Source organism: Streptomyces sp. NPDC014861 (assembly GCF_043081625.1).
GTDB lineage: Bacteria > Actinomycetota > Actinomycetes > Streptomycetales > Streptomycetaceae > Streptomyces.
Genome location: NZ_JBIBWV010000003.1, coordinates 192110 through 218774, shown reverse-complemented (window position 1 = coordinate 218774; position 26665 = coordinate 192110). Strand labels below are relative to the sequence as shown.

19 protein-coding genes are annotated in these 26665 nt (G+C 74.1%); 10 read left to right on the top strand and 9 right to left on the bottom strand.

The window, feature by feature from the left end; all coding sequences use genetic code 11:
* Entirely contained in the window at positions 1-3345 is a 3345-nt protein-coding gene (locus tag ACF1BN_RS07695; RefSeq protein WP_392330671.1) for an ATP-binding protein, read from the top strand.
* A 359-nt stretch (positions 3346-3704) separates the two neighbouring features.
* On the opposite strand, the gene ACF1BN_RS07690 is transcribed toward ACF1BN_RS07695, so the two are convergent.
* From ACF1BN_RS07690 to ACF1BN_RS07675, 4 genes are all read right to left on the bottom strand, one after another.
* A complete protein-coding gene (locus ACF1BN_RS07690) occupies positions 3705-4256 on the bottom strand; it encodes a DM13 domain-containing protein (protein WP_392330670.1) in 552 nt (183 codons plus the stop codon).
* A 157-nt stretch (positions 4257-4413) separates the two neighbouring features.
* Positions 4414-9270 (bottom strand): DNA repair ATPase, encoded by a 4857-nt coding sequence (locus ACF1BN_RS07685; RefSeq protein ID WP_392330669.1) that lies wholly within the window; start codon positions 9268-9270, stop codon positions 4414-4416.
* A 100-nt stretch (positions 9271-9370) separates the two neighbouring features.
* A complete protein-coding gene (locus ACF1BN_RS07680) occupies positions 9371-11386 on the bottom strand; it encodes a flotillin family protein (protein WP_392330668.1) in 2016 nt (671 codons plus the stop codon).
* A 381-nt stretch (positions 11387-11767) separates the two neighbouring features.
* Entirely contained in the window at positions 11768-12640 is an 873-nt protein-coding gene (locus tag ACF1BN_RS07675; RefSeq protein ID WP_392330667.1) for a DUF4394 domain-containing protein, read from the bottom strand.
* Positions 12641-13215: 575 nt separating this feature from the next.
* On the opposite strand from ACF1BN_RS07675, the gene ACF1BN_RS07670 reads away from it, so the two are divergent.
* Together ACF1BN_RS07670 and ACF1BN_RS07665 are read left to right on the top strand one after the other, a co-directional pair.
* Positions 13216-14745 carry a molybdopterin-dependent oxidoreductase gene (locus ACF1BN_RS07670; RefSeq protein ID WP_392331007.1) on the top strand — a complete coding sequence of 510 codons (1530 nt, stop codon included), beginning with the start codon at positions 13216-13218 and terminating at the stop codon, positions 14743-14745.
* Between the two features lie 82 nt (positions 14746-14827).
* The gene (locus ACF1BN_RS07665) at positions 14828-15475 is read left to right on the top strand and encodes a fasciclin domain-containing protein (protein ID WP_392330666.1); all 648 of its coding nucleotides are present in this window, start codon (positions 14828-14830) and stop codon (positions 15473-15475) included.
* Between the two features lie 239 nt (positions 15476-15714).
* On the opposite strand, the gene ACF1BN_RS07660 is transcribed toward ACF1BN_RS07665, so the two are convergent.
* Complete coding sequence (locus ACF1BN_RS07660) at positions 15715-16506, bottom strand: 3-hydroxybutyrate dehydrogenase (RefSeq protein ID WP_392330665.1); 792 nt, start codon at positions 16504-16506, stop codon at positions 15715-15717.
* A 140-nt stretch (positions 16507-16646) separates the two neighbouring features.
* A complete protein-coding gene (locus tag ACF1BN_RS07655) occupies positions 16647-18053 on the bottom strand; it encodes a tannase/feruloyl esterase family alpha/beta hydrolase (RefSeq protein WP_392331006.1) in 1407 nt (468 codons plus the stop codon).
* Between the two features lie 593 nt (positions 18054-18646).
* Here ACF1BN_RS07655 and ACF1BN_RS07650 point away from each other — a divergent pair.
* Complete coding sequence (locus tag ACF1BN_RS07650; RefSeq protein WP_392330664.1) at positions 18647-19423, top strand: CoA transferase subunit A; 777 nt, start codon at positions 18647-18649, stop codon at positions 19421-19423.
* Positions 19423-20076, top strand: a complete 654-nt coding sequence (locus ACF1BN_RS07645) for a CoA transferase subunit B (RefSeq protein WP_392330663.1) — start codon at positions 19423-19425, stop codon at positions 20074-20076. Before ACF1BN_RS07650 ends, ACF1BN_RS07645 begins: the two co-directional genes overlap by 1 nt.
* Positions 20077-20090: 14 nt before the next feature.
* Here the strand turns inward: ACF1BN_RS07645 and ACF1BN_RS07640 are convergent, their stop codons facing one another.
* Together ACF1BN_RS07640 and ACF1BN_RS07635 are read right to left on the bottom strand one after the other, a co-directional pair.
* Positions 20091-20630: an HAD domain-containing protein gene (locus tag ACF1BN_RS07640; RefSeq protein ID WP_392330662.1), complete on the bottom strand. Its 540-nt coding sequence runs from the start codon at positions 20628-20630 to the stop codon at positions 20091-20093.
* Between the two features lie 205 nt (positions 20631-20835).
* Positions 20836-21777, bottom strand: coding sequence for an EamA family transporter (locus tag ACF1BN_RS07635; RefSeq protein WP_392330661.1), 942 nt, complete (start codon positions 21775-21777; stop codon positions 20836-20838).
* A 42-nt stretch (positions 21778-21819) separates the two neighbouring features.
* Here ACF1BN_RS07635 and ACF1BN_RS07630 point away from each other — a divergent pair, with 42 nt between their 5' ends.
* On the top strand, positions 21820-22329 hold the full coding sequence (locus ACF1BN_RS07630) for a MarR family winged helix-turn-helix transcriptional regulator (protein WP_392330660.1): 510 nt from the start codon (positions 21820-21822) through the stop codon (positions 22327-22329).
* Between the two features lie 153 nt (positions 22330-22482).
* On the opposite strand, the gene ACF1BN_RS07625 is transcribed toward ACF1BN_RS07630, so the two are convergent.
* A complete protein-coding gene (locus ACF1BN_RS07625) occupies positions 22483-23235 on the bottom strand; it encodes an MBL fold metallo-hydrolase (RefSeq protein WP_392330659.1) in 753 nt (250 codons plus the stop codon).
* Positions 23236-23409: 174 nt separating this feature from the next.
* Here ACF1BN_RS07625 and ACF1BN_RS07620 point away from each other — a divergent pair, with 174 nt between their 5' ends.
* The 4 genes from ACF1BN_RS07620 to ACF1BN_RS07605 all read left to right on the top strand — a co-directional run bounded on the left by ACF1BN_RS07620 (position 23410) and on the right by ACF1BN_RS07605 (position 26665).
* Positions 23410-24111 carry a class I SAM-dependent methyltransferase gene (locus ACF1BN_RS07620; RefSeq protein ID WP_392330658.1) on the top strand — a complete coding sequence of 234 codons (702 nt, stop codon included), beginning with the start codon at positions 23410-23412 and terminating at the stop codon, positions 24109-24111.
* Between the two features lie 100 nt (positions 24112-24211).
* A complete protein-coding gene (locus tag ACF1BN_RS07615) occupies positions 24212-24916 on the top strand; it encodes a VanZ family protein (protein ID WP_392330657.1) in 705 nt (234 codons plus the stop codon).
* The gene (locus ACF1BN_RS07610; protein ID WP_392330656.1) at positions 24904-25593 is read left to right on the top strand and encodes a response regulator transcription factor; all 690 of its coding nucleotides are present in this window, start codon (positions 24904-24906) and stop codon (positions 25591-25593) included. The genes ACF1BN_RS07615 and ACF1BN_RS07610 overlap by 13 nt, the downstream gene beginning before the upstream one ends.
* Positions 25586-26665, top strand: a complete 1080-nt coding sequence (locus ACF1BN_RS07605; protein ID WP_392330655.1) for a sensor histidine kinase — start codon at positions 25586-25588, stop codon at positions 26663-26665. The genes ACF1BN_RS07610 and ACF1BN_RS07605 overlap by 8 nt, the downstream gene beginning before the upstream one ends.

Here is a 26665-nt window from a genome sequence, read left to right as displayed (position 1 = left end):
ATGAGCGAGCGACAGACCAACCGGCCGGAATCCGCCGCTCCACTGCTCCGGCTGCACCTTTTCGGCGGTTTTCGCGCCACACGTGACCACGGCCCCGCCCTCACCGAACGCTGGCCACGGCCCGGCGCCCGCACCCTGGTCAAGCTGCTCGCCGTCACGCCCGGACACCGCCTGCACCGCGACCAGGCCGTGGACATCTGCTGGCCCGACGCCGATCCGCGAGCCGGGCTGCGCAGTCTGCGCGTCGCCCTGCACGCCGCACGCCACGCACTGGAACCGGAGCTGGCCCCCCGCACCGCCTCGTCGTACCTGGTCTCCGACGGCTCACTGCTGCTGCTCGATCCGCGGACCGTGTGGATCGACACCGATCACGCGGAGGACACGGCCCTCGCCGCCCTCGCCGCCGGGGACATCGCCGCGCTGGCCGACGCGGTACGGAACTTCGCCGGTGAGCTGCTGCCCGAGGACCGCTACGCCACGTGGGCGGCGACCCGCCGCGACCGGCTCGCGGGGCTCGGGGAACGGGTGCTGCTCGCGCTCGCGACGGCCCAGCTCGCGGCGGACGGACATCAGGAAGCGGCCGCCACCGCCGAACGGGTGCTCGCGGCGAACCCGGCCGAGGAGGCCGCCCACCGGATCCTGATGGAGACGTACCTGCGTCGGGGGCTGCGCAGGCTCGCGGTGCGCCAGTACCACCTGTGCCGCGAGGCGCTCGACACGGAACTGGGAGTGCGGCCGAGGCCCGAGACGGAACGGCTGCACCGGCTGGCACTCACCGACGCCCCCGCACCCACCCTGCCCGCGCCGTCCCTGCCGGCGCCCCTGCGGGCCCCCTCCGCGGCACCGCTGCGGGGCCGCGACGAAGTGCTGGCGCGGCTGCTCTCGGCCGCCGGGTCACCGGTGACCGTGCTCACCGGCGAGGCCGGCGTCGGCAAGACCAGGCTGGCCCGCGAGACCGCGCGGCGGGCCGCGCGGTCCGGCACGGCCGTGCTGTGGGGCGGTGGACACGAAGCGGAGGGGCACACGCCGTACGGGGCGTTCGCCGAGGCCCTGGACGGCTGGCTGGCCGAACGGGACGCCGCGGAGCGCGCCCGGGTCGGCGCCGAGTATCCCGAGCTGGCGGCGTTCCTGCCGTCGCTCGGGCGTCTTCGGGCGGCGGACGAGCGGAGCCCGGAGGAGGAGCGGGACCGGCTGTTCCGGGCGAGCACCGCCCTGCTCGGCGACCTGGCCGCGCTCCGCCCGGTGCTGGTCGTCCTCGACGACCTGCACGCCGCCGACACCGGTTCGTACCAACTCCTCGGCCATCTCGCCCGGCGGGCGGCGGAACGCGGCACACCGCTGCGGTTCCTGGTGACGTACCGGGAGGAGGAACTTCCCGAGGGCGACGCGCGCCGCTCGGTCATGGCCTCGCTCACGCGCCAACGGCTCTGCGCGCGTGAGGAGCTGGGGCGGCTCGGCAAGGAGGCGTGCCTGGCGATGGTGCGCGACGCGACCGCCGACGTCACCGGCGACGACCGGGCCCACCGGGTGTGGGAACTCTCCCTCGGCAACCCGCTGTTCGCCCTCGAACTCGCCCGCGGCCTGCCCTACGACGGATCCTTTGACAACGTTGCCCCCGACAGCGTGCGGGAACTGGTCGCCGACCGGCTCCTCCGGCTCGACGCGGACACGCGACGGGTCGTCCAGGCGCTCTCCGTCGCCGGCGGGGAGGCCGCGCTGACCGAGCTGCTCGACGTCGCCGCACACGCCCTGCACCCCCCGGTGTCCGGCGCCGCCGCCACCGACGCCGTGGAGCGCGCCATCGCCGCCTCGCTCGTCGAGGAACGGCAGGTGGTCATGGCCGGACGCCCCGAGGCGGGGGTGGCCTTCCGTCATCCCCTCGTCCGCCTCACCTGCTACGAGCAGCTCTCCGCGGTCCGCCGCCGACGGTTGCACACCGCCTTCGCCCAGGCGGTCCTGCGCCGGCGGCCGGACGCCGTCGACGCCCTCGCCTCGCACTTCGCGCGCGCGGACGACCCACGCGCGGCCGGGTACCTGCGCCGCGCCGCCGAACGTGCCGCCGCGCTGTACGCGAACGACACCGCCGACCGCTACTACCGCGACCTCGTCGCCCGCCTCGACGTCGACGCCGCCCGCGCACGCCTCGCGCACAGCCACGTCCTGCGCAGGATGGGCCACTTCGAGGAGGCCGCCGATGCCCTCAGGCTCGCCCTGGCCGAGTTCGAGCGGCGCGGCGACCCCGACGACACGGTCCTCGCCGCGGCCCTGCTGGCCGAGGCCCTCGCCAAGACCCGGGCCCCCGGCGCCGCCGACCGGACGCTGCGCGAGCACCCGGTGACCACCGACACCGCACCGGAACCGGCGGCCGGCCACTGCCTCGCCCTGGCCGTCGTCCGCTGCACCCAGGGGCGGTACGCGGCCGGAGCGGAGGCCGCCCGGCAGGCCCTGACGGCCGCGCGGAAGGTCCCGGGAACACGGGGACAGGGGCTGACGGCCCGAGCCTTCGCCCTGCAGGCCGCCAGTCTCGGCCTCGCCGGACGCCTGGACCAGGCACGCGAGGCCGGCGACCAGGCCCTGGCACCGGCCGAGGCGTACGGGGATCCCACTCTGCTCGGATCGGTCCTGTCGACACTGCGCGAGAACGCGCGGCGCTCCGGCCGCCTGCGCGAGGCCGTGGAGATCGGAGGCCGGGCACTCGCCCTGGCCGAACAGTCCGGCGATCCGGTCGCCGCCGCCTTCGAGCGGGCGAACCTCGCGGAGCTCCGTCTCCTGCTCGAAGAACCCGAGCCGGCCCGGGCCCTGGCCGAGCAGGCCGTGTCGGGCGCCGAGGCGTACGACGCCTGGTGCCTTCCACACGCGCTGGCGACGATGGCACGCGTGTGGGCGTTCCTGGGCGAGGCGGCGAAAGCGGCGGCGGTGGCACACCACGCAGAGGTGGTCGCCACCGCGCTCGGGGACCGGCAGGCGGGACACGAGGCGCGCACGGCACAAGCCGAACTGGCGCTGTACGCGCGCCGCCCGGAGGAGGCGCTGCGGGCTCTGGACGGCCACGCCGACGACGCCCCGGTCCTGGTGGCCTGGGCGGAACTCCTGTCGGGACGCCCCGACATCGCGATGCGACTGGCGCGGGCCGAGGCGGCGCGCGCCGAGCGCACGGGCGAACGGCTCGCAGAGGTCGAGGCGCGGATCGCCTGGGGGAGGGCCCTGCACCGGCTCGGCAGGGCCCCGGAGGGCACCGAGGAGCTGGCCCGGGCCGAGGCATCGGCCGAGGCCCTGCCGTATCCGGCCGGAACACGACGGGCGGCGTGGGCACGCGACCTGCTCGGCGAGGCCTCACAGGGCTGACCGGCCCGGCTCCCCCGGAGCGGAACTCCCCGGGCGGCGGGCGGGCGACGGCGGTCGGCGGGGACGGGCCTCGCTCGAGCGCGACTCCGGACGGCTGCCCGGACGTGAGCAGCCGTCCTCCGCCACGTTCGAACTCCCGGAACGCCTCGCCGCCGACCTCCGCAGTTCAGGAGGACCGCTCGACCTGGCTGGGCTGCGGCCCTCCGGGGTTCTTCCAGCAGCCCTCCGTCACGCCCTCGGCGCGCCCGCGGATCTCGCCGACCCGCCCGGTCGGGAGGGCCGTGCCGTGCTCGTCACGGACCTCCCCATCGACGCAGGGGGGCGGCACGGCCTGCGGAGGGCACCGCGGGAGGCCCCCGTCACAGACGCGCCAGGGACGCGGCTCCGAAGGAGACGTCGAAGCGGTCGCACCAGACGCTGACGCTGCTGTAGTCCGACCAGTCGACATCGGCGGGCAGGGCGTAGTTCTGATTTCCCCTGTTCCCCTTGAGCTTGGCCAGCGTGACGTGCCGGCCGTCGTCGAAGACGTGCCAGCCCGCCGTGCCCTCCACCACCGCGGCGTCACTCAGGAGGATCCGGAGGTCGGGCCCGTTGCTGGTGTCGAGTCCCTCGATCCGCAGGGTGTGGGTGCCGTCCGCGAGACGGACCACCTTCGCCGTGCCGGCGGTCTCGTGCTCGTGGCTGATGAACTCACCTTGCGCCACGGTCGTCGGACCGGCGGGCGCCGGGGCGGGCGAAGGCGGCTCACCACCGGCGGATTCGCTGGGAAGCGTCGTCGGCGCGCTCGTGGGAAGGGCTTCGTCCACCGTCTCGTCCACCCACAGTGCCCACGGCTTGAACCACATCAGGACCGCGGCCGCCGCGACCACGGCGACGCCTCCCCACAGTGCCCACTTGCTTCGGCGTCCCACGGCTTGCTCCTCCTGCCCGACAGCGCTGTCCCCATCCAACGCGAAGCACCCTCCCACGACAAGGACGGACGGTCAGCGGTTCGCGACGCGCATCCCCCGCCGCCGTCGCTCCGGGCGGAGCCGGGTGACGCGCCGCCGTCCGCGCCCCCTCTGATGGTCAGCTCCGGCCGGGCGGCGGGGTTTCGGCTCCGGGGACCGGTGCGCCGGGCGGGTCGGCGGGGGCGGCGAGGAACCGGCGGGGGTCGGACGCCCGGGTGATCGCGGTCTCGATCGCGGCGATCCTGTCGGCGAGGGTGCCGAGGGCGGCGACCGCCCGGGACAGGGGGTCGTCGGAGGCGCCGCCCAGCGCCTGGGTGCGGGCGTGGGCCGTGAGGATCTCGGCCCATCGGTCGGCCTGCCGGGGGGTGAGGGTCCCGCGAAGAGCGGCGAACCTGAGGAGGTTGGCCTCGGCGTCGGTGGTGAGGGTCTGGGCCTCGGCGGTGTAGTGGTCGTCGATGACGGCGGCGAGTTCGGCGTCGTTCATGGCGGGCGAGAGACGGGCAGTGATCTTGTTCATGGTGCGGTAGGAGCCCTGGAGACGGAAGGGCGGTTCGGCGCGGGTCGCGTCGGAGCGGGCGGCGGAGGCGATGTACTCGGCGTTGACGGCCAGGACGGTCTCGCGGGCCGTGAGGAGATGACGCAGGACGGCCAGGATCCGGTCGGACTCGGCCGGGGCGTAGGGGTGGGTGAGCCGGTCGCGGCGGGCGGTCGGATCCCCTGCCGCGAGGCGGACGAAGAGGTCCACGTCGGCGGGATCGCGACCGGCGAGGGGGGCGAGGAGGGGGTGGGAGGTGAGGGCGTTCTCGACGAAGCTGAGGGCGAAGACGTCCTCCTTGCCGGTGAGGACGTCTCCGAGGTTCCACACGTCGGCGCGGTTGGCGAGCATGTCGGGGACCCGGAAGGCGTGCCCGGACGCCGTGTAGGGGTTGCCGACCATGCAGACGGCGAAGCGCTTGCCGCGCAGGTCGCGGCCGTTCAGGGTCCGGGTGGCGTCGCACAGCGGGATGAACCTCTGGAGGAACTCCGGCGAGCAGTGCTGGATGTCGTCGAGGTACAGCAGCACGTTGTCGCCCGCCGCGAGCGCGAAGGCGACCTTCTCCAGTTCGCGGCGGGCGGTGGCGTCGGGCGCCTCGTGGGGGTCGAGCGAGACCGTGCGCTGCCCGAGGGCCGGTCCGTCGATCTTGACGAGGAGCAGGCCGAGGCGGTCGGCGACGTACTCGATCAGTGTGGTCTTGCCGTAGCCAGGCGGGGACAGGAGCAGCAGCAGGCCCTGGGAGTCGCCCCGCTCGGCCTCGCCGGCCGCGCCGAGCTGCTTGGCGAGGTTGTCTCCGACCAGGGGGAGGTAGACCTCGTCGACGAGCCGGTTGCGGACGAAGGACGCCGTCGTCCGGGGACGGTACTCGTCCAGGCGGAGCCGGGCGTGCTCCTGTGCGACGAGGGCCGTACGTCGCTGCCGGTGGTCGCGGTGGGCGGGTACGTCCTCGCGGGCGAACGCCTCGGTGCGGGCCAGGAAGTCGTCGAGCCGGAGTGCCAGGGCGCGGTCCCTGATCCGGGGGTGGGCGCCCAGGAGGCCCGTCGCGCGCGCCGTGGTCGGGCCCTCGACGTCGTACCGTTCGAGACCGGGGCAGAGTTCGACGGCGACCGCCTCGGCGAGAACGTCCTCGTCGTGGGGCTCGCCGGACGACGCCAGGTAGGCGCCGAGCCATGCCTCGACGTGCTGTCGGCGTACGTCCGGGGCCGTGAGCGCGGTGAGGGAGTCGTCGTACCGGGAGGTGCCGACGGCGCGGCGGAACTTCTCCAGGAGGGTGCGGGCCGGGGCGGACAGGGCGAAGCCCGCGGGTTCGGTGGCGAGCTCCTCCACGAGGTACGCCGCAGCGGCCGGATCCCCGGTCTCCCGCGCGAGCGTGCCGCGCAGTCCGTCGAGCGCGGAGGGCGCGCAGAAGAGGTCGCGGGCGTGCGTCAGGGAGATCGCCCGCTCGGTCCATCGGGCGCGGTCGGCGGCGGTGAGGGTGAGGCCCCAGTGGAGCTGGGCGGCCGCGCGTGCCCGGCCGGAGTGCCTGAGTGTGCCGGCGGTGCCGTGGAGTCCGAGGACCTCTCGCAGGATGACCGCCGCGTCGTGGTCGTGGACACCGAGTTCGTACCCCTCGTCGTACGCGCTCTCCGCCGTCCGCCGCGCGAGCGCGTGGAGGTCCTCCCCGGCGAGTCGGTCGGCTCCGTGCTCGGTGAGGAGGCGGGCGGCCAGGTGCTCGGACCGGTAGACGTCCGGTGACTCGGAGGGCAGGGGCCGGTCCCTGAAGCGGTGGGCGCCGGCGAGGGCCTGGTCGGAGACGGGTGCGCGGTAGTCGGTGCCGGTGAGGGCGAGGACGAGGGCGTCTCCGTCCGGGACGAGGGTGAGTTCGGGGGTCCGGCGGTTGACGGCGAAGCGGTGCCGGCCGAGGCGGATCGTGTCGCCGGCGTCGGAGAAGAGTTCCGTACGGTCCCGCAGTGCGCGGCCCGCCTCCTGACGGGCCGTGGCGAGGCGGCTCTCCAGTCCCTCCGCCCGGGTCCGGTCACCGAGGTCCCGCAGCTCCGTCGCCGTGCGGCGGACCTTGGCCACCATCGGGTCCGACGCGAAGTACGTGTGGATCGCGTCGAGGTCGGCCAGGTCCGACGCGCGGCGGCCGATCGTGTCCAGCGCGCGGGCGGCGGACTCGGTGAGGCGTTCCGCCCGCCGGGCACGAGCGTCCTGGAGGGACTGCCCGCGCGCGGTGAAGGCGTCCCGGATCTCGCCTCGCTTCTCCGCGAGGGCTTCCAGGAAGCGCTCCGACTGCCCGAAGCGGGCTTCGAGGTTCTCCAGCTGGACCGTCAGGCGGCCCAGCTGGTCGTCGCACGCCTCCGGTGTGGGGGCCGCGGCGAGCGCGCCGGTGACGGCCTGGCCGAGCAGGGCGAGTTCGGCCGCGAACTCCGCCGCGCCCTCCCGTTCGAGCAGCGCGGTCCGCCGGACGGTGAGGACGGAGCGGGCGCGGTTGAGCGCACCGAGGACATCGGCGATCCGGGTGAGTATCGCGGTGCGGACGGTGGCGTCGGCCATGTCGAGGCCGGTGATGATCTCGCTGAGGGTCCGCAGGGCCAGGGTCTGCTCGTCGATCCGGTCGGCCACTGGGCCCGACTCCGCCGCGGTGGCGAGCTCCGCGGCCCGCGCGGCCAGGCTCTCGGCCTCGGCGTGGTGAGGGGTGAAGGCGTCCTCGCGGCCGAGGAAGGCGACGGCCCGGCGGGCCGCGGAGGCGATGTCGGACCCGACATCGGCGGCCAGGGCGTCGATGGCGTCCGTGTCGGCGTACCGCAGTTCCTTGAGGGTCGTCAGGCGGCCTTGAGCCTGGCGCAGTCCGGTGATCCGGGAGATCCACTCCTCGGCCGTCGCGGGGGTCTCGCCCTGGATGCGCCGGACCAGCCTGGCCATGTCCTCGGTGGACTCGGCGAGGGCTTCCGCGGCCTGTCGGCGCAGGGTCGACACGGTCTCGAACTCGTCGAGCACCTGCGTGAGCGTGCTGAGGAGTTCGTCCAGCGGGGCGCGCAGGTCTCCGGTCTCGGGTTCGCCGAGCCAGTGGTGGGTGTCTCCGGCGCGTACGCAGGCGGCGCGCAGCGCCTCGTACACTTCGCCGGCCGGCGTGAGCTCGGTGACCTGCCGGGCGATCGACAGGCAGTCGGAGATCCCCCGGACGAGGTCGGCGTTGCCGAAGCGGCTCAGCGGGCCGCCTTCGACCGGTGCCGCGTGGGTGTCGGCGACGTACGGCGTCCGCCAGAGCTGCACCGGGTGGACCCGTGCGGGTTCTCCGCCGCCGTCCCGCAGGAGCAGCATCGTCCCGTCGTCGAGCAGCGCGTGTCCGTGACCGGAGAGGGGGTTGGTGATCTCCTTGCGGACGAGGTTGTACGGAAGGAGCAGGGTTCGGCCCTGGGACTCGTCCTGGAAGACGTAGAGGATGTCCTCTCCGTTGGGCGAGCGGATCGCGCGGTCGAAGGCGAGGCCCGCGGTCTCGCCCTCGAACGTCCTGACCGTGCCGGAGGCCAGGCAGTATCCGCCGGGGAACACCAGGCCGGCGTCGTCGGGCAGCCTCAGGCACGCCTGTCCCAGGCCGTCGAGACGGACCACCGCCCCGGTCAGGGCGTTGAGCACGAGATGCCTGCGGGTCCGCTCCTTGTAGGGGCGCACGCGCACGACGGTCAGGGGGCCGACAGTGGCGTACGCGACCTCGGCGTCGGCCAGCGACTGGAGCGGTTCGTCCACCGGCTCGGAGTGGACGCCTTCGGAGGTCTCGGTGTCGTCCTCCGTCTTCAGCGTCAGCGCTCCGCCGACCGTGGAGACGAAGATCCGGCCGTCGATCGCGATGTGGGGGAAACGGCCCGCCACGTGGTCGTCCCGCGTCGTCTCCACCCAGTCGAGCTCCTGGGACGGGGGCATGAAGTGGTCCCGCTCGCCCTGGGCGTCCAGGAACCGCGTCCCGTCCGAGGAGCCGGTCGTCCAGCGCAACACGCGAAGGTCGCCCGGCTTCTCGCCCGTCCGGAAGACGGCGAGCAGGCGGTCCTCGACCCGCCGCAGGCGCAGCAGGCGGGCACCGCGGAAGTAGCGGTGCAGCGCCGTGAACTCGCGCCGGAAGCCGGGATCGTCGAGGAGGCCGGGCACGGCGTCCTCGGGCAGCGGGGCGAGGTCCCGGTCGTACAGGGTGAAGACGTCGGCCACCGACGGCTCGGCGCCGCCCGCGGTCGGCGTGTGGCGGCCGAGAAGCAGCAGGCCGTCGCCCACGGTGGCGACGTCCCTGGGCAGACCGGCGCGCTCGGTCCGGAGGCGGGCCGTACCCGTGAGGGTCAGGTGTCCCGATCCGAACTCCGCGATCCGCGCCTCGTTCAGGGCCTCGGCGCGGCGGGCGAGTTCGCCGGACCGGGCGGTGAGGCGGTCGCGCAGCACCCTGTACGTGTCCTGGTCGATTCCGCTGCTCATCCTCGTGCGCTCCTTGTACCGTGGTGAGGGACGGGTCCGGTGCCGGTGACTCCCCCGTTCGCCGGCACCGGGCCCGCTCTGACCACACCCCCGTGGGCGGTCAGTTCGTGGCCGCGCCGTTCAGCGCGGCGGTCTCCGTCGGCGCGGTGGCCGGTACGGTCGCGTCCAGCAGACCGGACTTCATGACCTTGGCGAGGAGCGCGGAGACGCTGAGGTTCTGCACGTCGGTGCTGGACAGCGATCCGAGCACCTTGGTCAGGTCCTCCGTGAAGGAGCCCTCCCCGTTCAGCCACGGGCCGGCGAGCGCCTGTGCCGTCGCGGAGTGGTCGACGAATCCGTCGACGGACCTGCCGAGTGCGATGGACTGCACGAGCCGGTCGAGGAAGACGGACTCGCCTCCGACGATGTTGATGTCCGCGTTCTCCAGCCCGGTGGCCAGGACGGTGGCCTGGGCCTCGGCCACCTGCCGCTGCACGTCGAGGCCGGCGAGCCGGATGTCCTTCTCCGCCTCCAGGCGGAGGCGGTACTCCTCGTGGGTGCGCGACGCTTCGTCGAACGCGGCGACGGCGATGGCCTTCTGGTTGAGGCCCTCGGCCTCCGCCTTGAGCTTCTCCCCGATGGCGGTGGCCTCGGCGAGCGCCTTGGCCCGCAGTCCCTCCGCCTCGGCCCGCAGCCGGGCCTCGGTGGCGTCGGCCTCGGCTCGGCCGGCCTTCTCGATGACGTCCGCCTCCTTCTCGCGGACCTGGACGGCTGCGAGTCCCTCGGCGGCGGCCTCGGCCTGGACCCCCTCGGCCAGCCGGATCTTCGCGCGGGCGTCCATGTCGGCGGCCTTGTGGCGGGCCTCGGCCAGCGTCAGCTCCTCGGCCGCCCGGTGGATCGCGGCCTGCTCGGCGGCCTCGGCGGCCTTGATGTCCTTGACGAGCTTCTCCTGGGCCTCGGCCTCCGCGGCGATGACCAGCGCCTGCCGCTCCCGCTCGGCCTCCTCCACGGTCCGCAGCCGCTTGATGGACTCCTCCTGCTCGGCCACGGTCCGGTCGACGGCGACCCGCTCCCGGATCACCTCGGCGATGTCCCGGCGCTGGGCCTCGACCTCCTTCTCGGCCGCGATCCGGGTCAGCTCGGTCTCACGGTCGCGGGCGATGACCTCCAGGAGGCGGTCCTTCTCGATCCGCTCGTTCTCGACGGCGATGACCCGCTCGCGGTTCTTCTGCGCGACGACGACCTCGCGCGCCTGGTTCTCGCGCTGGACACCGAGCTGCTCCTCGGTCCGCAGGAACGCGCTCTGCGCCCGCAGCCGCTCCTCCTCCACGACCTTCGCCGTCTCCGCCTCCTCGCGGGCCCGGACCGTCTCGATCTCGCGCTTCTGCTTGATCTCGGCGTCCGCCTGACGGCGTTCCAGCTCCAGGATGGCCTCGCGGGCGTCGACGTTCTGGCGGGTGATCTCCTTCTGCTCGTGCTGCCGCAGTTCGTTGGTGCGCACGTTCTCGACGGCGGTCAGTTCGGTGATCTTGCGGATGCCCTGGGCGTCGAGGATGTTGCCGACGTCGAGCTGGGTGAGCGGGGTCTGCTCCAGGTAGTCGATCGCCGCGTCCTCCAGGCTGTAGCCGTTGAGGTCGATGCCGATCAACTCGATGATCCGGAAGCGGAGTTCCTCGCGCTTGGTGTAGAGGTCGGTGAAGTCCATCTGCTTGCCGACCGACTTGAGCGCCTCGGAGAACTTGGCGTTGAACAGCTCCTGGAGCGTGGCCTGGTCGCTCGCCCGGGCCGTACCGATGGCCTGGGCGACCTTGATGACGTCCTCGACGGTCTTGTTGACGCGGACGAAGAACGAGATCCGGATGTCCGCGCGGATGTTGTCCTGGCAGATCAGACCGTCACGGCCGGTCCGCGAGATCTCGATGGTCTTCACCGAGATGTCCATGACCTCGGCCTTGTGCAGCACGGGCAGGACCACCTGCCCGGTGAAGGTGACGTCGACCTTCCGCATCTTGGAGACGATCAGCGCCTTGCCCTGCTCCACCTTGCGGAACAGTCTGCCGACCATGAACAGCGCCGCGACGGCGGCGAGCAGGACAACGGCGACGAGCACGCCGATGCCCGAGGTGATGGCATCCATGAGAAACCCCGTGTCGATCGAAGAGTGGAGACCCCGCCGCTCGGACGGCGGTGCGCGCGGGATCCGGGCCTGACGGAGCGCCACCGACCGCGCCCCGGCGCGGATCGGAGGGCAACGCCCGGCGCCGCGGCCCGAACAGGCACCTGACGAACAGCCAGGAGAGTGCCGGCACGGCCGGGAGGCTTCCGGATTCCGGCATTCTTGGCAGCGCCCCATCGCCGCCTCGGCCATTCTGATGGGCCGACGGCGAGGGTCGCATTGCCTTACTCCGGCAATCTTGACGAGTTCTTGATGCCGGGGCGGCCACCGCCGACCGGAGGTGGCGGTGGCCCCGGGGCCTTCCCCGAAGGACCCGGGGCCACCGGCATGACCGGGGTGTCGCTACCTCTGGTCGATGGGCAGGGCCAGGTCGGTGACCTGGAGCCTGCTCGGGAAGGCGCCCAGGCCGGTGGCCTTGCCGGTCAGTACGTCGACCGCGTAGAGACGGTAAGAGGCACCGCTCCGGAGGGTCGCGAAACCGTGGTTCGTACCGGCGGCCGGGTCGTGGTGGATGTCGAAACCGGCGTCGAGGGCGGCGTCCACGCCCAGGTTGCCGGTGGGGGCGAGAGTGCCGGCGTTGGCCGGGGACTGCAGGGAGACCCGGTCGGCCATCGTGTCGAGGTCGAACAGGGTGGTCGCGGTCGCGGTGTTCAGGTCGTTGTTGGTGTACGCGGCGCCGGTGACCCCCGTGGCGGTCGACGGGGGCGTCGTCGGGTTGGTCAGGGTGCCGTCGACGGTGGTCGTGCGCGGGGCGGCCGGGTCGTCGATGTTGTGCCGCAGGTTCTGGCCCGTGTTCGAGATGACCCGGAGGCGGTTGGCGGCGGGGTTGAAGTCCACGCCGAACGTGCTGCCCGCCAGGGCGACGGTCAGCTGGGAGACCTTCCTGGCCTTGGCGTCACCGGTGTTCAGGGTGTAGACGCCGCCCTTGTCGCCGACGCCGTACAGCTTCTCGTTCTGCACCCGGAAGTCGATCCCGACGAGCCGGGTGTCACCGGACAGGCCCGAGACCCTGCCCAGGGACCAGGCCCTGGACGGGCTGCGCACGTCGAACTCGACCAGGCGCTGGTCCCCGGTGAGGCCGATCGCGTGCAGGGCCTTGTGGTCGCGAGCGGGCTGGACCTGAGGAACGGGGCCGGAAGCCGCGGCCAGTGCCGGCGCCGCGCACAGGGCGGCCAGAACGGCCGCGGAGGCCGCGGTGGTGGTGCGGTTGCGCATGTCACTCCTTCGTCGGTCCCTGCCGGGAGGCCGGGACTCGTCAGGGCTTCGTCACCGCGGTCGCGGCGGACCGGGTTCCGGGAGGAATGCCACCCGCACGGCTCAGCGGACCTCGCCCCGCCTGCGCCGGCCGGGTGAACCTGCCGCGCGCCGCCTCGCCCCCGACGGGCAGGACCGAGGCCCTGTCGGAGCGGAGGGCGGAGTGCCCGGCGCCGCGACGGACCGGTTCCCGCACGGAGCGGCCGCCGCCGCGACGGACCGGTTCCCGCGTGGAGCAGCCGCCGTCGCGAGGGGCCGGTTCCCGCGCGGAGCCGCCGGGCTCCCCGCACCGATCCGGGCCACGGACGGCCCGCTCGGCCCGCGCGAGAAAGGAGGGCTCAGCGGTCCCACCGGGGACGGTGGCGACGGCGACCGCCGCACGGGCGGGTGCGCAACCGCCGCCACTCGCACCCGAGTCGCACAGAACATCAGACGGTCACCGATCCGGGTGACCGACCAATCCGTTCGGCGGAGCTCACCGAATACCGCACGTGAGCAGATTCCGCAGCAACCTCTCCCGCACCGCGCCGGGCGCCATGGCCGGGCTTCTCGCCGGGTTCGCCGCGCTGGCCGTCGCCGAGCTGGTCGCGGGTCTCGTCCGGCCCGCCGCCGGGCCCGTCACGGTCGTCGGCGGTGCCGTCATCGACCGGACTCCGGCCGCGGTGAAGGACTTCGCGATCCGCACGTTCGGCGAGGACGACAAGACGGTCCTCCAGCTCGGCATCCTCGTGGTCCTGGCCCTGATCGCGGCCGCGCTGGGCGTTGTCGCCCTCCGGCACCGGCGAACGGGCTCATGCGGTGTCCTGTTGTTCGGGCTCGTCGGGGCGACGGCCGCCGTGAGTCGACCCGACTCCCGGGGAATCGGCGACATCCTGCCGTCGCTTCTCGGGGCGCTGGCCGGCGCGCTGGTCCTTCACGTCCTGGCGGGCCAGGCTTCCCGTCCCCTCGCCCCCGAGGGCGGCGGGGGCGGCGGGGGTTGGAACCGGCGTGGCTTCCTCGTCGCGGCGGGCGTCACAGCCGTGGGCGCGACGTCGGCCGGGCTGCTCGGCAGGTACCTCACCGGCCGTCAGGCGCGGGGGGCCGTCGCCTCCCGCCAGGGCCTCGTGCTTCCCGCGCCGGCCTCGCCGGCTCCGCCCGTGCCGAAGGGAGTCCAGCTCAGGGTCTCGGGCATCACTCCGTTCACGACCCCCAACAAGGACTTCTACCGCGTGGACACCGCGCTCGTGGTGCCCAAGGTCGACGCGGGGAGCTGGCGGCTGAGGATCCACGGGAAGGGCGTCCCCCGCGCCCGGACCTACACGCTCGACGACCTTCTGGGCCGGCCCCTCATCGAGCGGGACATCACGCTGACCTGCGTCTCGAACGAGGTCGGTGGCCCTTACGCCGGCAATGCGCGGTGGCTCGGGGTCCGCCTCTCGGACCTGCTGGCCGAGTGCGGGGTGAGACCGCCGTCGGCGGGCGGCCGGGCCGACCAGCTCGTGGCCCGTTCCGTCGACGGGATGACGCTCGGCTCGCCGGTGGAGGACGTCATGGACGGTCGCGACGCGATCCTCGCCGTCGGCATGAACGGCGAACCCCTTCCCTTCGACCACGGTTTCCCCGTCCGCATGGTCGTCCCCGGCCTGTACGGCTACGTGTCGGCCTGCAAGTGGATCGAGGACATCGAGCTCACCACGTTCGACGCCTACGACCCCTACTGGGTCAAGCGGAAGTGGGCTCGCCGGGCCCCCGTCAAGACGCAGTCCCGGATCGACACGCCGAAGCCGTTCGCGCGTCCCGCCGCCGGCACCGTGACCGTCGCCGGGGTCGCCTGGGCGCAGCACCGCGGCATCACCCGCGTCGAGATCCAGGTGGACGACGGCCCCTGGCAGGACGCCGACCTCGCCGCACAGGACACCGTCGACACCTGGCGCCAGTGGTCGTACCGCTGGCAGGCCGCGCCCGGCGGACACAACCTCACCGTCCGCGCCACCGACGGCACGGGACGGGTCCAGACCGAGCGACGCACCAGGACCGTCCCCGACGGCGCGAGCGGCCGGCACAGCGTGTTCGTCACCGTCACCTAGACCACCGTGGGCGCGACCGCGCCCACGGAGCATGACCAGCCCTGTCGTACACATCCAGATCATTCATCGAAGGAGCACCACCATGAACTCTCTCCGTATCCGTCGTGGCGCCGTCGCGGTGGCCGCGGCCGCCGTCCTCCCCCTCTCCCTCGCCGCCTGCTCGGACTCCGGCGAGGAGGGCAAGGCGTCCGCGCCGTCCTCGGCCGCCGCCTCCAGCACGGCCGACGAGGCTCCCACCGAGGACGCCACGGCCATGGACCAGCCCTTCGGCCCGGCGTGTGCCGGTGTGCCGAAGGACGGCGCGGGCTCCTTCGACGGCATGGCGAAGGACCCGGTGGCCACGGCGGCGTCCAACAACCCCGCCCTGTCCACGCTCGTCACCGCCGTCAAGCAGGCCGGTCTGGTCGACACGCTCAACAACGCCGAGAACATCACCGTCTTCGCGCCGACGAACGACGCCTTCGCCAAGATCCCGAAGGCCGACCTCGACAAGGTCCTGGCCGACAAGGCCACCCTGACCAAGATCCTCACCTACCACGTCGTCGGCGAGAAGCTCGCTCCCCAGCAGCTGGAGAGCGGTTCCTTCGAGACCCTCCAGAAGGGCATGATCACCACCAAGGGCTCCGGCCAGGAGTTCACCGTGAACGACTCCTCCAAGGTCGTCTGCGGCAACGTCAAGACGGCCAACGCCAACGTCTACATCGTCGACACGGTCCTGATGCCCAAGTAACCGGACCGCTCCCCCGGTCAGCGGGATCCACCGGCACGCGTGCCGCGTCGGGCATCCGACGCGGCACGCGGCGCACAGGGCCGAAGCCGTTCCCTCCGCCCTGCCCCGGGAGGGACCGGCTTCGTCCGCCGGCGCCGAGGACGCCCGGGCGGGGGTGTCGGTGGTCGGCTGTCGGACTCCGCGAGCGTCCGGAGACGGCGGGGACCGGGCGAGCGCGGAATGGGGCGGGGCGCGCGGGGTCAGCCCGCGGTCCAGCCGCCGTCGAGGGGCAGGGAGGCGCCCGTCAGGTAGCCGGAGTGCGGGCCGCAGAGCCACAGGACGGCGGAGGCGACCTCCTCGGTCTCCAGGAGCCGCTTGACGGGCGAGCGGGCCAGCATGACGTTCGACAGGACGTCGCCCTCGCTGATGCCGTGGGCGGCGGCCTGGTCCCGTACCTGCCCCTCGACCAGCGGGGTGCGGACGTATCCGGGGTTCACGCAGTTGCTGGTCACGCCGTGCGGGGCGCCCTCGATCGCGGCGACCTTGCTGAGCCCTTCCAGGGCGTGCTTGGCGGCGACGTAGGCGGCCTTGTAGGCGCTGGCCCGGAGGCCGTGGACGCTGGAGACGTTGACGACACGGCCCCAGCCCCGCCCGTACATGTGCGGCAGCGTCCTCCGCATGAGCAGGAACGGGGCGGTGACCATCACCTTCTGGATGAGCTCGAAGCGCTCCGGGGGGAACTCGGTGAGCGGGGCGACGTGCTGGAGGCCCGCGTTGTTGACGAGGATGTCGACGTCGGCCGGGAGGCGGTCGATCGCGGCCCGGTCCGCGAGGTCGGCCACGTGCGCCACTCCGCCGGCGGCCTCGGCGACCGCCTCGGCGGCGGCGCCGTCCCGGTCCACGACGTGCACGGTGGCCCCCGCCTCCGCCAGGGCCAGCACGCAGGCCCGGCCGATGCCGCCGCCACCGCCGGTCACCAGCGCGGTGCGTCCGCTCAGGTCGGTCGCCGCGCCGGCCGGCAGGACGGTCGGGGTGGGAAATGTGTTCATCATGGCGGGAAACAGTAGGGAGCGCCCCGGGGCCCTCCCATGGACGAGGTCACCACAAAGTGAGGCGTTCCTGTGGTGGCGTCCACCACTTCCGGTGGACGGGGCCCGGCGCCGTCGGTCGCCGGCCCCGCCGTCGACGGCCGCTAGCGGCCGAGCGGGCAGTGGTTCACGAGCGTCGCGGGGTCCGCGTCGGCGAGCAGGGCGACGGTCTTGGAGCCGGGCGGGCGGGTGCCCTGGGAGAGCCACTTCTCCAGGGCCGTGAAGCCGCTGCGGTGGCAGGGCGCGAGGGGCCTGAGCCGGTCGGGGAAGACGTCGTACAGCGAGTCGGTGTGGGTGCCGCCCTCGATGCGGTAGTAGCGGTGCAGCGGCCCCCGGCCGGCGTCCCGGACCATGCGGGCGTAGACGTCGGAGTCCTCGCCGATCGGCAGGAGCGTGTCGAGGGTGCCGTGAAGGGTGATCAGGGGCTTGCCGATGCGGCCGGTGAGGGCGATCTTCGCGACGGCCCGGCGTACCTCGGCGGGCCTGGCCGCGTAGTCGTAGTCGGTGTCGCAGCCCGGGGTGCCGGTCGCGCAGTACGGGGTCCCGGCCTCGGTCGCGCCGTCGTAGCCGGGGTCCATCTCCTCGCGGTAGATGCGCTGGGTGAGGTCCCAGTAGACCTGGTGGTGGTACGGCCACAGGAACTCGGAGCCGGCCGGGAAGCCGGCCGCGTGGAGGTCGCGGCGGGCCTGTTCGGCGCCGTCGCCGCCGGCCGCGTACACGGGGTAGGCGCGCAGCGCCTTGGGCAAGAAGTCCAGCAGGTTGGGGCCGTCGGCACGCCAGAGGGTGCCTTCCCAGTCGACGCCGCCGTCGTACAGCTCGGGATGGTTCTCCAGCTGCCAGCGCACGAGGTAGCCGCCGTTGGACATGCCGGTGGCGAGGGTGCGGGCCGGGGGCCGGTGGTAGCGCTGGGCGACGGCCGACCGGGCGGCGCGGGTGAGCTGGGTGAGGCGGTCGTTCCACTCGGCGACGGCGTCCCCGGGCGTGCGGCCGTCGCGGTGGAAGGCGAGGCCGGTGTTGCCCTTGTCGGTGGCGGCGTACGCGTAGCCGCGGGCCAGCACCCAGTCCGCGATGGCCCGGTCGTTGGCGTACTGCTCGCGGTTCCCGGGGGTGCCGGCGACGACGAGGCCGCCGTTCCACCGGTCGGGGAGGCGGATGACGAACTGGGCGTCGTGGTTCCAGCCGTGGTTGGTGTTGGTGGTGGAGGTGTCGGGGAAGTAGCCGTCGATCTGGATGCCGGGGACGCCGGTGGGGACGGGCAGGTCCTTGGGGGTGAGTCCCGCCCAGTCGGCCGGGTCGGAGTGTCCGGTGGCGACGGTGCCGGCCGTGGTCAGTTCGTCCAGACAGGCCGCCCGCTGGAGTTCGGCGCCCGGGACGCGGAGCTGGTGCACGCGGGCGCAGTGACCGGCGTCGCCTCCCCGGGCGGTGGGACCGGGTACGGCCGCCGCCGGAACGGCGGTGACCGCCAGGACGGCGACGGCGAGGGCGGCGAGGGCCTTGCGGCGCGGGGCCAGGGCGGCGAGAGCCTTGCGGCGCGGGGCGCGGGGTGGGGAGCCGGGCGAGAGTCGCACGGGGTGCCTCCGTGGGGTCGGGTTGCGGGGACCCGCGAGAGGCTACGACGCCGTTTCGGCCCGACACATGGGCGTATCGCCCATTCCTGGCCGTCCGGTGGTGGTGGGCGGCACCATCCGCCTCCGGCGCGCCCACGGACGGTCTCGTGCCCGGGGATCGGGGCCGGACAGGGTCCATGGGTCGGGGGCGGACCGGATCCGGAGGCCGGGGCGGAGCGGGGCGGGTCCAGGGGCCTGGGGGGGCGGACCGGGTCCGCGGTGGGCCGGATCCGGGGACCGGGGGCGGACCGGATGCGCGGCGGACCGGGTCCGGAGGCCGAGGGGCGGACCGTGTCCCGGGGTCGGGGGACGCTCCAGCTCCGAGGGCGGGGGGCGACCCGGGGAAGGTGGTCGTCACCATCTCCCCCGGGGTCGGTGTGTGGACGGCAGCCATGGGCGGGCCGGGGGGCGCCTGCCTAGGCTCGCTGCCCATCGGTCGTATCGGCCACCGGCGCTGACCTGCGAGGTCTCCCGGTCGCCCGAGGGAAAGGGTCCGTATGGGTCTGGACAAGACGGTCGCGAGCGCGGCGGAGGCGGTGGCCGACATCCCCGGCGGCGCCTCCCTCGCGGTGGGCGGCTTCGGGCTGTGCGGGATACCCGGCACGCTGATCGACGCCCTGTGGCAGCGGGGGGTCGACGCTCTGAGGATCGTGTCGAACAACTGCGGCGTCGACGACTGGGGGCTCGGCCTGCTGCTCGCGGCGGGGCAGATCTCCCGGATGACGAGTTCGTACGTGGGCGAGAACAAGGAGTTCGCCCGGCAATACCTGAGCGGCGAGCTGGAGGTCGAGCTCGTCCCGCAGGGGACACTGGCGGAGCGGCTGCGGGCCGGCGGCGCGGGCATCCCCGCCTTCTACACCCCGGCGGGCACGGGGACGCAGGTCGGCGAGGGCGGGCTGCCGTGGCGGTACGCGGCGGACGGCAGCGTGGCGGTGGCGTCCCCGCCGAAGGAGACGCGGGAGTTCGGCGGGCGACCGTACCTCCTGGAGGAGGGCATCACGACGGACTTCGCGCTGGTCCGGGCGACCGTCGGCGACCGCCACGGCAACCTCGTCTTCCGCTCCTCGGCGCGGAACTTCAACCCGCTGGCCGCGATGGCCGGGCGGGTCACGATCGCCGAGGTCGACCACCTCGTCGAACCGGGCGAGCTCGACCCCGACGAGGTCCACCTGCCCGGCGTCTTCGTCCGGCGCGTGGTCCGGGTGACGCCCGGCGACCCCGCCGCAGAGCGGCGCGTCGAGCGCCGTACCGTCCGACAGGAAGGCGACGCCTGATGACCCTCACCCGCGAGCAGATGGCGGCCCGCGCCGCCCGGGAACTCACCGACGGCAGTTACGTGAACCTCGGCATCGGGCTCCCCACGCTCATCCCCAACCACCTCCCGCCGGGCGTAGAGGTCGTGCTCCAGTCGGAGAACGGCATCCTCGGCGTGGGCCCGTACCCCACCGAGGACGAACTCGACCCGGACCTCGTCAACGCGGGCAAGGAGACGGTGACGACCCTGCCCGGCGCCTCCTTCTTCGACTCGGCCCTGTCCTTCGGGATGATCCGCGGGGGGCACATCGACACCGCCGTGCTCGGCGCCATGCAGGTGTCGTCGGCGGGCGACCTCGCCAACTGGATGATCCCCGGCAAGATGGTCAAGGGCATGGGCGGGGCGATGGATCTCGTCCACGGCGCCGGGCGGGTCATCGTCCTGATGGAGCACACCGCGAAGGACGGCACGCCGAAGCTCGTCGAGACGTGCGGTCTGCCGCTGACGGGCCGCGCGGTCGTCCAGCGCGTCATCACCGACCTCGCCGTCGTGGACGTCACCCCCGACGGCTTCGCCCTGGTCGAACGGGCTCCGGGCGTCACCGTCGAGGAGGTCCTCGCGGCCACCGCGGCGCCCCTCCTCGTACCGCGGGCCGCCGCGGCACAGGCCTGACGGTCCTCCGCCGCTCAGGCCGGCCGGTCCCCCTCCCTGCGCAGCCACGCGTCGCAGGCCGCGTAGTCGACGTCCGTGAGGCCGACGCGGGCGTCCACCCGCAGGAGCAGGGCGCGGCCCGGGTGGTGGGCGCCGACCCAGGTCCGGTCCCGGTCGGTGAGCTCGTCGTCGATCCAGACGAACGGCCGGCCCGCCGCCAGGGCGACAAGCGGACGGGTCTTCCAGTGGAGTCCCTCGCGCCCGTCGTCCTCGGCGTCGGCGTCGGACGGCTCCGGCCAGGCGACGACGGCGAGCGGCGGGAGCCCGAGCACCGGGGCGACGCACGTGTTCGCGTCGTCCATCCACGTGGTCGCCCAGACCAGTTCACAGGGCAGCGCGGCGAGCCGGGCTCCGTGCGCCGGGTCGATCCTCGACAGGAGCGGGTTCACGTCGGCGCCGTGGAGTGTGCGCTCGGCCGGTGCGAAGGTCGGATACCGGCCGGGATCGGCGCCGAACGGGATCAGCGGGCCGTCGACGTCGAGGAAGAGGAGCGGGAGCCGCTGGGAGCCGGTCACAGCGGACGAGGATAGTGGCGGGACGGCGGGGAGACCGGCCTACGGGTGCTCGCGGTTCCTGGGCCTCGGCCGATCGGACCGGCGGTGTCCCCTCGGCCGCCGCCACGCCCATGCGGTCCCCACAACCGCCGCCACGCCCATGCGGTCCCCTCGGCCCCGTCGGTCCGGGCGCCCGAGGCGTTCGCCGCCTCCGTCCGCGCCGTGGTCATCCGGCGGGAGGCCGGCCGGTGGGCCGTGGCCCCGGGAGCGCGCGGGAGTCGGAGGCGGAGGGCGGTCCGGGGGCGCGTCCGCCGCGTCGGGGCCCGGCCCGCCCCGGTCTGCCGAGGACGACGCCGCAGAGGACGAGCCCCAGGCCGCCGAGCTGTTGGAGGGTCAGCGTCTCCCCGGCGACCGCCACGCCCAGCAGGACGCCCGTCACCGGGTTGAGCAGCCCGAGCAGGCCCACGGTCGCGGCGGGCAGGTGCCGCAGTCCGGCGAACCAGGCGGTGAAGGCCAGGGCCGTGGCGACCAGGGAGACGTATCCGAAGGCGAGGAGCGCCGAGGGGGACAGCGCGGGCGGCGCGCCCTCCACGACCGCGGCGAGCGGGAGCAGGAGCAGGCCGCCGGCGGTGAGCTGCCAGGCGGTCGAGGCGAGCACGTCGACGTCGGTGCTCCACCGCTTCGCGAGGATGTGGCCGAAGGCCGAGACGAGCATGGCGGCGACGGAGGCGAGGATCCCGCCGGTGCTGACGGTGCCGTCCCCGGTGAGCAGCATGAGGGCCGTTCCCGTCAGGCCGACGACGGCCCCTGCCAGGTGGGCGGCACCGGGCCGCTCCGCGATCAGCGCCCACGCGATGAGCATCATCGCCAGCGGCGACACCGCCATGACCGTGGAGGCGACGCTCGTCGGCAGCTGCTGGGAGGCGGCGTACACGAGGACGAAGAAGAGGCTGACGTTGAGCAGTCCGAGTACGGCGGAGCGCCACCACCAGTCGCCGCGGGGCCGCTTCCTCGACAGGGCCAGCAGGACGGCTCCGGCGGGCAGCGCGCGGAGGGCGGCGCCGTAGAACGGGCTGTCCGCGGGCAGGAACTCGTGGGTGACGAAGTAGTTCGCCCCCCAGGCCACCGGCGCGACGGCGGTCAGGACGACCCAGCGATTGGCTTCCATGGAAGCCAATATATATCTTCCACGGAAGCTATGATGGCGGCCATGGACGATCCACCCCCGCGGGACCGCGTGGCCCGCATCCAGGCCGACTGGCGCCGCGAACGCCCCGACCTCGACGTCTCCCCCCAGGGCGTCATCGGCCGGCTGCACCGGCTGGCCGACCGCCTCGACGGCGAGCTGCGCCTCGTCTACGACCGGTACGGGCTCGGCGAGGGGGAGTTCGACGTCCTGTGCGCCCTGCGCCGGGCCGGCGCCCCCTTCGAGCGCGCCCCCGGTGAGCTCGCCGCGCACACCATGGTCACGACGGGCGCGATGACGAAGCGCATCGACCGGCTGGAACGCGCCGGCCTCGTCGCCCGCCGCCGCGCGGACGACGACCAGCGCGGCCGTATCGTCGCCCTGACCGGCCCCGGTCGTGAGCTGATCGACCGCGCCTTCACCGACCACATGCGCAACGAGCGCCGGCTCCTCGACCTGCTGACCCCCGACGAGGCCGAGGCCTTGGAGCCCCTCCTCGCGGCCTGGCTCGGACGCCTGGAGCCGGGGCCGTGAGACGCGGACGACTGGAGCCGGGGCCTTGAGGCTCGGGCTCCTGGAGCCGGGGCCCTGAGGCTCGGACGCCCTTGAGAGACTCGGACGCCCTTTTGAGCAGGGGCCGGGAGACTCGGACGCCTGTAGCCAAGACCGTGACCAGAGCCGCGCGCCTCACACCCTGAAGCACGCGCCGGGGTCGGCGTGCCGGACCTCCCCCGGGAATCCGGCGGCGGCCCGCGCGACCGCCTCGGACGGCTCCGTCCCGGGCCCCACGTGGGTCACGACGAGCCGCCGCGCCCCCGCCAGGGCGGCGCTCCGCCCGGCCTGCGCGGCCGAGTGGTGTCCGGCGGCCTCCCCGTCGGCCTCGCAGACGAAGAGGTCGCAGTCCCGGCCGAGTTCGACGAGCGCCGGGCAGGGTTCGCAGTCCCCCGAGTAGACGAGCGAGCGGCCCCCGGCGTCCTCGACGCGGAGCGCGAACGCGGGCATGCCGTGTTCGACGGCCCGTGCCCGCAGGGTGAGTCCGCCGACGGCGGCGACGTGCCCGTCGGCCAGTTCCTCGAAGGCGAAGGCCCGCTCGACGGGGCTGCGTCGGGGGCCGTTGGTGAGGTAGGCCGCGAGCCGGTCGGCGGTGCCGGGCGGCCCGAAGAGAGGCACGGGCAGGGCGAGTTCGAGCCCCGCGTACAGCAGTCCGTAGTAGGCGGTGAGCAGGTCCGCGCTGTGATCGGCGTGCAGGTGGGAGATCCAGATCGCGTCGATCTCGCCGAGGTGGGCGTACCTCTGGAGCTCTCCGAGCGTGCCGCTTCCGGCGTCCACCCACACCCGGGCGCCACCGCCCTCGACGAGATAGCCGGAGCAGGCGTTCCCCGGTCGGGGGAAGGGGGTGGCGGAGCCGAGCACGGTGATCCGCAGCGCGTCGTCGGTCATGGCCCGACCCTAGGTCCTGGCGTCGAACTCCCGTCCGCCCCGCGACGCGGGTCCCTGGGTCGACCGCCCCGGGACGTGCCGGGGCCGCGACCCGGACGTGCGCGCGTGGGGCTCGTTTTGCCGTTTCGGCAAGAGGACTGGCCCGGGCCCGGAAGGCTGGGCGACGGTGGGCCCATGCCTGATGACATCGCCACCGACGCCCCCGCCGCCGACCGCCTCCCCTCCTCCGACAGTCCCGCGATCGCCGACGGTTATGTCGGTGACCCCGCCGTGCGCGACGAGTGGGACGCGCGCTACGCCGAGCGGGAACGGCTGTGGAGCGGGCAGCCCAACGGCGCCCTGGTCGCGGAGGTCGCCGACCTCTCCCCCGGCCGGGCGCTCGACGTCGGCTGCGGCGAGGGGGCGGACGCCATCTGGCTCGCCCGCTCCGGCTGGGACGTCACCGCCCTGGAGGTCTCGGGCGTGGCGCTGCGCAGGGCCGCCGTCCACGCGCGGGACGCCGGTGCGGAGGTGCGCTGGGTCCACGCGGGACTGACCGACGCGGCGCTCCCGCCGGCCTCCTTCGACCTGGTCTCCGCCCAGTACCCGGCCCTGCTCCGCACCCCGGAGGCCGCGGCCGAGCACGCGCTGCTCGCCGCCGTCGCCCCCGGCGGCGTGCTGCTGGTCGTGCACCACGCGGGCATGGACGAGCACCACGCGGAGCAGGACAGCGGCTTCGACCCCGCGGACTACGTCTGGCCCTCGATGGTCTCCGCGCTGCTCGGCGACGACTGGCGGGTCGAGGTGGACGAGGAGCGTCCCCGCGTGGCGCCCGACGGCGGCGCCGGCGCGCACCACCACCACGACATCGTGCTGCGGGCGCGCCGGCTGCGCTGACGCGCGCCGCGTCCGGCGGTGTGGGAGGACGGGGCGCCTATCGCCGGCGTATCGGAAAGCGGATACGTCGGTGCAACCCCCCGCCGTGTCCCATGGGCGCATGAACGACGACACCGCACCGCCGGACCCGCTACGCCGCACCCGCGCGACCGTGGGGGCGGGCCTGGCGTTCCTGGGCCTGGCGGGTGCCCTGTACGCGCTGCGCGGGCCGCTCCTGATGTCCGCGCCCGCGTGCGTGGCCGGGCGGTGGGACCACTGCCTGGGCACGTTCAACGGCGTGGTGCTGATGACGCTGGTCACGGTGCCGGTCGCCCTGCTGGTGGCGTGGGGCCTGGCGCGGGTGCGACGGGGCGCCGGGGTCGCGGACCCGTGGCGGAGGTCGCTGGCCGAGGTGGGCATGGTGCACGGCACGGTGCCGTTCCTGTGGCTGACGCTCATGCCGGGCGGCGGGGCCGGGGTGGCGCCGCCGCGGGTGAGCCTCGTACCCCTGCGGGACCTGGTCACCATGGGCCCGCTCGGTATCGGCGGCAATCTGCTGGTCTTCGCCTCGCTCGGCTTCTTCGCGCCGATGCGGTACGCGGCCCTGGCGTCGGTGCCGAGGATCCTGGCGCTCGGGGCGGGCTGCTCGGTGCTGGTCGAGACCGCGCAGTACGTCCTCCGGCTGGACCGGGTGTCGTCCGTCGACGACGTCCTCGTCAACGCCGCCGGCGCCGTCCTGGCCGGGCTCGCGTCCCGCCGCTGGTGGCGCCGCGCGGCGGACCGGGGTCCGAAGGCAGGCCCTAGGCTTCCGGCATGCGTGTACTGATCGTGGAGGACGAGCCGGACCTGGCCGAGGCCGTCCGGGACGGTCTCCGGCTGGAGGCGATCGCCGCCGACATCGCCGGTGACGGCGACACCGCCCTGGAACTGCTCGCCGTCCACGCCTACGACCTCGCCGTGCTCGACCGCGACATCCCGGGGCCGTCCGGCGACGAGGTCGCCCGCCGGATCGTGGCGTCCGGAAGCGGCATCCCGATCCTCATGCTGACGGCTGCCGACCGGATCGACGACAAGGCGTCCGGATTCGCGCTCGGCGCCGACGACTACCTCACGAAGCCGTTCGAGCTGCGGGAGCTGGTGATGCGGCTGCGGGCGCTCGACCGCAGGCGGGCGTACGCGCGCCCCCCGGTCCGCGAGCTGGCCGGCCTGCGCGTCGATCCGTTCCGCCGGGAGGTCTTCCGTGACGGGCGGTACGTGGCGCTGACGCGCAAGCAGTTCGCTGTGCTCGACGTCCTGGTCGCCGCCGAGGGCGGGGTCGTGAGCGCGGAGGAATTGCTGGCGCGGGCGTGGGACGAGAACGCCGACCCGTTCACCAACGCCGTCCGCATCACCGTCTCCGCCCTGCGCAAACGGCTGGGCGAGCCGTGGATCATCGCCACCGTGCCGGGGGTCGGCTACCGCATCGACACCGGCTCGCCGGGCCCGGAGCCCGCGGGTGGGTAGGCGCCCCGGCCTCAGCGTCCGGTTGAAGCTCACCCTCAGCTACGCCGGCTTCCTGACCGTCGCGGGCGCCCTCCTGCTGGCGGTCGTGTGGGGGTTCCTGCTGCGGTACGTCCCCGACAACTCCCAGGGCCTCCTGGGGGTCTCCCCGAACCGCTACCTGCTGGTGCGGACCTTCGCGCCCGCGGCGGCGGTGGCGATGGGCTTCCTCCTCGTGTTCGGCCTCGTCGGCGGGTGGCTGCTCGCGGGCCGGATGTTGGCGCCGCTCACCCGGATCACGGCCGCGGCGCGGACGGCCGGGACCGGCTCGCTCTCCCACCGGATCCGGATGGAGGGCCGGGAGGACGAGTTCCGCGAGCTCTCCGACGCCTTCGACTCCATGCTCGACCGGCTGGAGTCGCACGTCGCCGAGCAGCGGCGGTTCGCCGCGAACGCCTCCCACGAGCTGCGTACCCCGCTCGCCGTCTCGCAGGCGCTGCTCGACCTCGCCCGCGAGGATCCCGCCCAGGACCGCGACGCGCTCCTCGCGCGGCTGCGCACCGCCAACACGCGCGCGATCGGCCTGACCGAGGCGCTGCTGCTGCTCGGCCGCAGCGACCGCGGACTCGTCGGCCGCGACCGGGTCGACCTCTCCCTCGTCGCCGAGGAGGCCGCCGAGACGCTGCTCCCGCTCGCCGAGCGGCGCGGGATCGCGCTCGACGTGACGGGCGCGGCCGCCTGGACCTCCGGCTCCCCCGAGCTGCTGCTGAGGATGGTGACGAACCTGGTCCAGAACGCGGTCGTGCACAACCTGCCGTCCGGCGGCACCGTCACGGTCCGCACCGGGGCCCGCGACGGCGTCAGCGAGATCCGGGTCGAGAACTCGGGCGCCCCGCTCCCGCCGGAGCTGGTACCGACCCTCACCGAGCCCTTCCAGCGGGGGACGGAACGCGTCCGCACCGGCGAGCACGCGGGCGTGGGCCTCGGCCTCGCGCTCGTGCACAGCATCGTCCGCGCCCACGGCGGCACGCTCTCCCTGGTCCCCCGCCCCGCCGGCGGTCTCCTGGTCACGGTCCTGCTGCCCGGCGCACCGTAG

Excerpts from the sequence above, each read along its gene's own strand:
- ACF1BN_RS07635 (WP_392330661.1), bottom strand. The coding sequence starts at position 21,777 with ATGGAAGCCAATCGCTGGGTCGTCCTGACCGCCGTCGCGCCGGTGGCC.
- ACF1BN_RS07645 (WP_392330663.1), top strand. The coding sequence starts at position 19,423 with ATGACCCTCACCCGCGAGCAGATGGCGGCCCGCGCCGCCCGGGAACTC.
- ACF1BN_RS07675 (WP_392330667.1), bottom strand. The coding sequence starts at position 12,640 with ATGCGCAACCGCACCACCACCGCGGCCTCCGCGGCCGTTCTGGCCGCC.
- ACF1BN_RS07615 (WP_392330657.1), top strand. The coding sequence starts at position 24,212 with ATGAACGACGACACCGCACCGCCGGACCCGCTACGCCGCACCCGCGCG.
- ACF1BN_RS07680 (WP_392330668.1), bottom strand. The coding sequence starts at position 11,386 with ATGGATGCCATCACCTCGGGCATCGGCGTGCTCGTCGCCGTTGTCCTG.
- ACF1BN_RS07630 (WP_392330660.1), top strand. The coding sequence starts at position 21,820 with ATGGACGATCCACCCCCGCGGGACCGCGTGGCCCGCATCCAGGCCGAC.
- ACF1BN_RS07685 (WP_392330669.1), bottom strand. The coding sequence starts at position 9,270 with ATGAGCAGCGGAATCGACCAGGACACGTACAGGGTGCTGCGCGACCGC.
- ACF1BN_RS07650 (WP_392330664.1), top strand. The coding sequence starts at position 18,647 with ATGGGTCTGGACAAGACGGTCGCGAGCGCGGCGGAGGCGGTGGCCGAC.
- ACF1BN_RS07660 (WP_392330665.1), bottom strand. The coding sequence starts at position 16,506 with ATGATGAACACATTTCCCACCCCGACCGTCCTGCCGGCCGGCGCGGCG.
- ACF1BN_RS07665 (WP_392330666.1), top strand. The coding sequence starts at position 14,828 with ATGAACTCTCTCCGTATCCGTCGTGGCGCCGTCGCGGTGGCCGCGGCC.
- ACF1BN_RS07695 (WP_392330671.1), top strand. The coding sequence starts at position 1 with ATGAGCGAGCGACAGACCAACCGGCCGGAATCCGCCGCTCCACTGCTC.
- ACF1BN_RS07620 (WP_392330658.1), top strand. The coding sequence starts at position 23,410 with ATGCCTGATGACATCGCCACCGACGCCCCCGCCGCCGACCGCCTCCCC.
- ACF1BN_RS07610 (WP_392330656.1), top strand. The coding sequence starts at position 24,904 with ATGCGTGTACTGATCGTGGAGGACGAGCCGGACCTGGCCGAGGCCGTC.
- ACF1BN_RS07670 (WP_392331007.1), top strand. The coding sequence starts at position 13,216 with ATGGCCGGGCTTCTCGCCGGGTTCGCCGCGCTGGCCGTCGCCGAGCTG.
- ACF1BN_RS07625 (WP_392330659.1), bottom strand. The coding sequence starts at position 23,235 with ATGACCGACGACGCGCTGCGGATCACCGTGCTCGGCTCCGCCACCCCC.